Source organism: Streptomyces sp. XM83C (assembly GCF_023072675.1).
In the GTDB taxonomy this organism is placed as follows: domain Bacteria; phylum Actinomycetota; class Actinomycetes; order Streptomycetales; family Streptomycetaceae; genus Streptomyces; species Streptomyces thermocoprophilus.
Window position 1 is genome coordinate 1 of sequence record NZ_JALLGL010000291.1, and the last position, 7804, is coordinate 7804.

At 73.2% G+C, this 7804-nt stretch carries 6 protein-coding genes; 4 read left to right on the forward strand and 2 right to left on the reverse strand.

What is annotated here, in order from left to right; genetic code table 11:
- From MTQ10_RS24900 to MTQ10_RS24915, 3 genes are all read left to right on the forward strand, one after another.
- The coding region (locus MTQ10_RS24900) for a protein phosphatase 2C domain-containing protein (protein ID WP_247472399.1) at nucleotides 1-952 on the forward strand (952 nt) is incomplete at its 5' end.
- 99 nt (nucleotides 953-1051) lie between these two features.
- Nucleotides 1052-2794 carry a pyruvate dehydrogenase gene (locus MTQ10_RS24905; RefSeq protein WP_247472400.1) on the forward strand — a complete coding sequence of 581 codons (1743 nt, stop codon included), beginning with the start codon at nucleotides 1052-1054 and terminating at the stop codon, nucleotides 2792-2794.
- A gap of 555 nt (nucleotides 2795-3349) precedes the next feature.
- On the forward strand, nucleotides 3350-3814 hold the full coding sequence (locus MTQ10_RS24915) for an ATP-binding protein (RefSeq protein WP_247472401.1): 465 nt from the start codon (nucleotides 3350-3352) through the stop codon (nucleotides 3812-3814).
- A gap of 139 nt (nucleotides 3815-3953) precedes the next feature.
- Here MTQ10_RS24915 and MTQ10_RS24920 read toward each other — a convergent pair whose 3' ends face one another.
- Together MTQ10_RS24920 and MTQ10_RS24925 are read right to left on the reverse strand one after the other, a co-directional pair.
- A complete protein-coding gene (locus tag MTQ10_RS24920; RefSeq protein ID WP_247472402.1) occupies nucleotides 3954-4994 on the reverse strand; it encodes a DUF2637 domain-containing protein in 1041 nt (346 codons plus the stop codon).
- 279 nt (nucleotides 4995-5273) lie between these two features.
- On the reverse strand, nucleotides 5274-6095 hold the full coding sequence (locus MTQ10_RS24925) for a (2Fe-2S)-binding protein (protein WP_247472403.1): 822 nt from the start codon (nucleotides 6093-6095) through the stop codon (nucleotides 5274-5276).
- A 156-nt stretch (nucleotides 6096-6251) separates the two neighbouring features.
- Here MTQ10_RS24925 and MTQ10_RS24930 point away from each other — a divergent pair, with 156 nt between their 5' ends.
- Nucleotides 6252-7052, forward strand: a complete 801-nt coding sequence (locus MTQ10_RS24930) for a GntR family transcriptional regulator (protein WP_247472404.1) — start codon at nucleotides 6252-6254, stop codon at nucleotides 7050-7052.
- Nucleotides 7053-7804 lie beyond the last annotated feature (752 nt).

Genomic DNA, 7804 nt, shown 5'->3' on the forward strand with positions numbered 1-7804 from the left:
CGTCGGCACCCGGCCGCCCACCTACGACGCCGAGCCGACCGCGCTCCCCGCCGCCGACCCCGAAGGCCTCGCGGACCTGGTGCCCGACACCGTGCTGGACGGCGCCCGGTACGGGGCGTGCACACTGCGCGCCGCGTCGGTGCGCGGGGACTCCGCGCGCTACCGGGGCGAGCCGCGCCGGGACGCGCTGCTCACCGCCCGCTTCGGCAGCGGCGAACAGGCGCTGCTGCTCGTCGCGATGGCGACCGGCGCGCGGGCCACGCCGGGCGCGCACCGCGCGGCGGCGGAGGCCTGCCGGTGGATCGGGCAGGCCGTGGGCCGCAGTCACGCCCGGCTCGTGGAGGACATCCGGGCGTCCCGGCGCGGCGATCTGAAGTCGGGCCTGCACCGGCTGACCGACCGCAGTCTCGGCCGGCTGCGCGCGGAGGCCGCCGAGCAGGGGCTGAAGCCGGAGGAGTACACGGCCACACTGCGCTGCCTGCTGCTGCCCGCCGCCCCCGACTGCCGGGTGCGGGTGTTCTTCGGGGTGGGCGCGGGCGGTCTGTTCCGGTTGCGGGACGGTGTCTGGCGGGACATCGAACCGCAGCCCGCGGAGACGCCCGGGGAAGCGGTCGCCGGCCGCGGCTCGCCGCCCGGCGGGACACCGCAGGGCGACCGGCTCACCCTCGATCTCGGCATCCCGGCGCCTCCGGAGCCGTACGAACCGGCCCCTCCGCCGCCGCACGAGCCGTTCCGCTTCCGCGCCTCGGTAGCCCGTCCGGGTGATGTGCTGTTGATGTGCTCGGCGGGGCTGGCCGAGCCGCTGCGCGGGGAGCCGGAGCTGAGCCGTCATCTCGGCGACCGGTGGTCCGCGGCCGTCCCGCCGGGCCTCGCCGCGTTTCTCGCGGACGTCCAGGTCAGGGTGAAGGGGTACGCCGACGACCGTACGGCCGCCGCCGTGTGGGAGGCGTGACGGCGCCGCCTGTGGGTTGATGGATCCCGAGGCCGTACGTGACCGCCCGGGGCCGCCCCCGGCCGCCAGGGCGGGACCGAGGGAAAGGGATGCCTGGTCATGGCCAAGCAGAACATCGCCGAACAGTTCGTCGACATCCTCGTCCGCGCCGGAGTCACCCGCCTGTACGGTGTCGTCGGCGACAGCCTCAACCCGGTCGTCGACGCCGTGCGCCGCAACGCAGCCATCGACTGGATCCACGTACGCCACGAGGAGACCGCCGCGTTCGCCGCCGGCGCGGAGGCGCAGATCACCGGTCGGCTCGCCGCGTGCGCCGGCTCCTGCGGTCCCGGCAACCTGCACCTGATCAACGGCCTGTACGACGCTCACCGCTCCATGGCCCCGGTCCTCGCCCTCGCCTCGCACATCCCGTCCGGCGAGATCGGCCTCGGCTACTTCCAGGAGACCCACCCCGACCAGCTGTTCCGCGAGTGCAGCCACTACTGCGAACTGCTGTCCAGCCCGCAGCAGATGCCGAGGCTCGTGCACACAGCGATCCAGCACGCCGTCGGCCGCTCAGGCGTCAGCGTCGTCGCCCTGCCCGGCGACATCGCCGACAGGCCCGCGCCGGAGCGGGCAGTGGAGACCGCCCTCGTCACCAGCCGGCCCACCGTGCGGCCCGGCGACGAGGAGATCGACCGGCTGGTACGGCTGATCGACGAGGCCGAACGCGTCACCCTGTTCTGCGGCAGCGGATGCGCCGGGGCGCACGCCGAGGTCATGGAGTTCGCCGGGAAGATCAAATCGCCGGTGGGCCACGCCCTGCGCGGCAAGGAGTACATCCAGTACGACAACCCGTACGACGTCGGCATGAGCGGCCTGCTCGGCTACGGCGCCGCCTACGAGGCCACCCACGAGTGCGACCTGCTGATCCTGCTCGGCACGGACTTCCCGTACAACGCGTTCCTGCCCGACGACGTGCGGATCGCGCAAGTGGACGTGCGTCCCGAGAACCTCGGCCGGCGTTCCAAACTCGACCTCGCCGTGTGGGGGGACGTACGGGAGACGCTGCGCTGCCTGATCCCCCGGGTGAAGGAGAAGGAGAACCGGCGCTTCCTCGACAAGATGCTGAAGAAGCACGCCGACGCGCTGGAGGGCGTCGTCAAGGCGTACACCCGCAAGGTGGAGAAGCACGTACCGCTGCACCCCGAGTACGTGGCCGCCGTGCTCGACGAACTCGCCGACGACGACGCCGTGTTCACCGTCGACACCGGCATGTGCAACGTATGGGCGGCCCGCTACATCACGCCCAACGGGCGCCGCCGCGTCATCGGTTCGTTCTCGCACGGCTCGATGGCGAACGCGCTGCCGATGGCGATCGGCGCTCAGTTCACCGACCGCAACCGGCAGGTCGTGTCGATGTCCGGCGACGGCGGATTCGCGATGCTGATGGGGGACTTCCTCACCCTCGTCCAGTACGACCTGCCGGTGAAGGTCGTACTGTTCAACAACTCCTCGCTGTCGATGGTGGAGCTGGAGATGCTGGTCGCGGGCCTGCCCTCGCACGGCACCACCAACAAGAACCCCGACTTCGCCGCCGTCGCCCGCGCCTGCGGCGCCTACGGGGTGCGGGTGGAGAAACCCCGGCAGCTCGCCGGCGCGCTGAAGGACGCGTTCCGGCACAAGGGACCGGCCCTCGTCGACGTCGTCACCGACCCCAACGCGCTGTCCATCCCGCCGAAGATCAGCGCCGAGATGGTGACCGGGTTCGCGCTGTCCGCCTCGAAGATCGTGCTGGACGGCGGGGTGGGCCGCATGTTGCAGATGGCGCGTTCCAACCTCCGTAACGTGCCGCGCCCCTGAGGCCACGGAGGGGCGGTTTCCGGCCAACTTCGGTGCGGCGCCGGACAGTCCGGTGGCGCCCCGCGCCCGACCCTTCACCGTGGGTCGCCACGATGCCCGCGACGCCGTCCCCACCGCTGCCGTAGCGGCCGTACGGCGGCTGCGGCAGCGCCCCCTAGGCGCGCCGGGGCACAGCCGCTGGTCGCACCCGGCCCGGGCACAGCACGCGAGGCGGGACGCCCCGGAGACGGCTGCGACGCGTGCAGCGGCCGGTACATCGGTGACGCCCCCGGCGCCCCGGCAGGGCCGTGGCGGACGCCCGCCCGGAGGCCTGCCCGCCCGGCCGCCGCACCCCGGCGCCATCGCGACGCCACGCGCGGGGAACCCGCCGGACACCTTCCCGCAGCATGTGCGGGCCGCCCCGGCCATGGCCGAACACCCGGGCGTCGGCGGCGTGACATGACTGCCCCCCGAACCGCCGGGCAAGCATCCCCGTGAACGTGTTCGAGCAGGAGGGAAACCGACATCGGCACGCAGGCGGGGGTCATGAAGAGGCAGGCACGAGGGAGCGGACCGATGACCATCGGGGCCACCTCGGCTCATACGACGGGCACCGACACGGCCGTGGAGGAGACCGGCCCGACGGGGGACGGGCAGGGCGCGCCCCGGCTGGAACGCAGACTGGGGCGCGCCGACCTGAAGGCGGTCCCGGAGGCACGCCGGGCGGTGCGGGAGCTGTTGCGGCACTGGGGGAGGCCGGGCCGCTCCGAGACGGCTGAACTCCTCACCAGCGAACTGGTCACCAACGCGCTGGTGCACACCGACGACGACGCGGTCCTGACGGCCGTCGCCGGTACCGATGTGCTGCGGGTGGAGGTACGCGACAGCGTGGCGTGCCGGCCCCGGCTGCGGCTGCCGTACGAGGACGGCACACACGGCCGGGGCCTGGTCCTGGTGCAGGCCCTCGCGGACGCGTGGGGCGTGCGGGCGCACGGCGCGGGCAAGGTCGTCTGGTTCGAACTGGACGCCGAGGCAGCGTGACCGCGGCCGAGGCGGCCGTATGACCGCGGCCGAAGCCCGCGACGGAGCCTGAACGACGACGGAAGCGGGACGGCAACGGGGAGGGCGCGCCCCTTGCGGAGCGCGCCCTCCCCGTACGGCCGACGGTGTCCGTGTCCGCCTAGCCGAACTGCTGCTCCAGATCCTTCAGCTTGCGCTCCAGCGAGTCGAGCCGGGGCAGGGCCTGGGTGTCGTCCTCCGCCGTCAGATCCACGGTGATCGGGTCAGACCCGCTCCGAACGGGCTGCAGGGAGGGACGCGAGCGTACGGGCAGCTGCTCCGGGGCCGATATGGCGGGCTCCGCGGCGACGCGTTCGTCGTCCCGCTCCAGGGCGACCTCGACCTCGCGGCCACCGCCCCGGCCCACGAAACCGCGGTGGCCGCGGCTGATCGCCTTCAGCTGGGCGCGCTCCACGCGCTCCTTCTCCCGGCGCAGACGACGCGCCTCCTCCTTCTGCCGCTTGTCCTCGCGGACCTCGTCCACGGCCTCGTCCAGGCTGCGTACGCCCTCCAGGAGCATCAGCGACCAGGCCTTGTACGTCTCCCGCGGAGCCCGCAGCCAGCGCACGATCCGGATCTGCGGCAGGGGCCGCGGGATCAGGCCCTGCTCGCGCAGCGCGGCACGGCGGGTCTGCTTCAGCGCCCGGTCGAACAGCACCGCCGCCGACAGGGACATGCCGGAGAAGAACTGCGGCGCACCGTCGTGACCGATGCCGCGCGGCGCGTGCACCCAGTTGAACCAGGCAGCGGCGCCCGCGAACGTCCACACGAGTATCCGGGAACCGAGGGCCGCGTCACCGTGGCTGGCCTCGCGCACGGCGAGCACGGAGCAGAACATCGCCGCCCCGTCCAGGCCGAACGGCACGAGGTACTCCCAGCCGCCGGAGAGGTTCAGGTTCTGCCGGCCGAAGCCGACCAGGCCGTGGAAGGACAGTGCCGCGGCCACCGCCGCACAGCAGAAGAGCAGCACATAGGAGGCCGTGCCGTACAGGGCCTCCTTGCGCCTGCGGCGCTCCTCGGCGCGCTCCCACGAGTCTTCCGTCTTCGCGTGCTCCCCGGAGGAGCGCTTGCCGCGCGCGAGCACCGCCACCGCCGCCAGCATGCCCAGGAGCAGTACGGCGCCCGGAAGCAGCCAGTTCAGCGATATGTCGGTCAGTCTCATCTGGGGTCCCTTGCATTGGGATAGGGCGTATCGCCCGCCATAGTGGCCCAATCCCAGCAGCCCTCAGGGGGTTTCGGGGCAAGAGGCCGCCAAGGAGGTGCAAGGGGATGCCCAGGACGGCGTTCTGCTCGAACTGCCGCTTGAGGGGCGGGAGTTGAGTTCGAATAAGACTACCCGTAAGGGTGGTTCCACGGAAAGTTCCCGAGACGCGTGAGGAAGGTGTGAAACACCTGTGACCGACGGGTGCGTCCAGTCGGCGTGATCTTACCTGAGTGATCTTCAGGAGGCGGTCGCGGCCGCCAGTTTGGCGACCCGGTCGGCATCGCAGGTGCGAGGGCAGGTGGCGCACGTGTCCTGCGGTCGCACGGTGTAGAACATGCAGCAGCTCGCCCGGTCCCGGGTGGGCAGCCGCTCCCCGTCGGGGCCCGTCAGCTCACGGAACGCGGCCGAGCCGACGTACGGCCGGGTGGCGCCGGGCAGCAGCAGCTCCAGCTCGTGCCGGGCGCGCTCCTCCTCGCCGAGCAGATGGGCCACGTACCACAGGCCCTCCACGACCTCGTCGGTCGCCATGCCCCACAGGGCACGCCCCCGGCGCCGCATCCGCGGCCCGAAGGCCGCCAGCAGCGGCTCCAGGTGCTCCGCGACGGCCGCCCGCACCTCCGCCCGCAGCGCCTCGCCGTCGGCGACGACACGCGCGCCGGGCAGCACGGCGGCCGGGTCGCCCGGCAGGCAGGCGAACGACTCCGGGCGTACGGCCATACGGCCGGCGGTGCGGTCGTACGAGACGTGCGTCACGGGAAAGCGGGGCACCCGGCGGTGCAGGAACCAGGGGACGGTGATCAGCAGGCAGGCCGGCCAGGCGTACCGGTGCAGGCCGAAACTCGCGACGACGTCCGGCCGGGCCTGCTGCCCGTAGTCCCGGACCACCTGGGCGTCGTCCCAGGCGAGGAACGCGTCCAGCGCCTGCCCGCCCTCCGCGAGCGCGGCGGCGCCCACCCAGCCGCCGCCGACGGGCGCGGGCTCGCCGGGCGCCAGCTCGGTCACGGTGAGCCCCGGATACACGTCGGTGAGACGGGCGTAGGCACCGGACACGACGCTCACAGGGACCCTCCTCACACATGGCCGCACTCAGGTAAGGCTCACCTTATCGAACATGGCCCGGATTTGAACGAGGCGGTTCTGCGCCTAAGGTGCTTGACGGCCGAGTAACAACCGGCCGTAATGACCCCAAGTACCGACAAGCCCGGAGGAGGACCCGTGAAGCAGGGCGTGCAGGACTCCACCGGGCCGGCCGGTCCCGCGACGGCCGACCGTCCCCTGACCGTGCCGGCCCAGCCGGCGGCCCGAGACGTCGGCGCGACGCTCCGAGGCGGCGACGCCACGGCCCGCGGGGAGCACACCCACAGCGAGCATCCCGCGCCCGCCCCCCGCCCCCCGATCCAGCGGGCCTCGGTCCGGGGCCAGATCCTGGACGCCCTGCGCACGGCACTGGTCGCCGGAGAACTGAAACCGGGCGAGGTCTACTCCGCCCCCGCCCTCGGTGAACGCTTCGGCGTCTCGGCGACACCGGTCCGCGAGGCGATGCAGCAGCTCGCACTGGAGGGCGCGGTGGAGGTCGTGCCCAACCGGGGATTCCGGGTCGTCGAACGCGACGCGCGGGAGCTGGCCGAGCTGGCGGAGGTACGGGCGCTGATAGAGATCCCGGTGCTGACGCGGCTGGCCCGGACCGTCCCGGTCGAACGCTGGGCCGAACTGCGGCCCCTCGCCGAGGCGACGGTACGGGCGGCGGCGTCGGGGTGCCGGGCGACGTACTCGGAGGCCGACCGGGCCTTCCACCGGGCGGTGATGGGGCTCGCCGGCAACGCGGAACTGGTCCGCATCACGGACGACCTCCACCGCCGGGCGCAGTGGCCGCTGATCGGCTCCGCCGGCCGCTGGACCCGCGCGGACCTCATCGCCGACGCGGCGGAACACACGGCGCTTCTCGACGCCCTCATCGCGGCCGACACGACCACGGTCCACGAACTGGCCTCGACCCACATCGCCGGCGCCCCCTGACCCGACCGCGCGCCCCTTTTGGGGGTGCGGGGTTCGTTTTCACCGGGCGCCCGGTGGGGGGCGTCCGCGCAGTTCCCCGCGGTCCCTTTGCCACGGGGGTGCCGGTGACGCCCTTGTGCGCAGTTCCCCGCGCCCCTTTTCACCGGCGTGCCGGTGACGCCCTTGTGCGCAGTTCCCCGCGCCCCTTTGTTTGGCGGGGGCCATCCTTTCCACCTGCGGGCCGGTGGGGGGCGTTCGCGCAGTTCCCCGCGCCCCTTTTGGGGTGCGTGCGGTTTCGTTGTTCACCGCGGGCCGGTGGGGGCTTGGCGCGCAGTTCCCCGCGCCCCTTTGTTTGGCGGGGCCATCGTTTTCACCTGCGGGCCGGTGGGGGGTGTTCGCGCAGTTCCCCGCGCCCCTGATGCCTGCGGCGGCCCGTTTCGGTGGTCGGGTGGTTGCGGTAGCGCCGGCTGTCCGGTGGTGGGGTCGGGGCCGCGCCGGGGGGTGTCCGTCCTCGGTGCGACGCCCTGTCCCTCAGATCCTTGCTCTGCGTTTTCGCCGCACGCTGCGGGCGGGCACCCCCCGACACGTCCCCTTCCCGCCGTACGCGGCTGCGGCCCGCCACCGGCTCACCCAGGCCGGCTACGGTCCGCCGCGTATGTGGGTGCGGGCCGCCACCGTCCCGGGCCGGGCTCGGGTTCCTGGCGCGGGGCGGTTCTGTGTCTCTCCACCCACTGGGCGGACCTCGAATGGCGCGCCCGTGGCGGGGGGAGAGC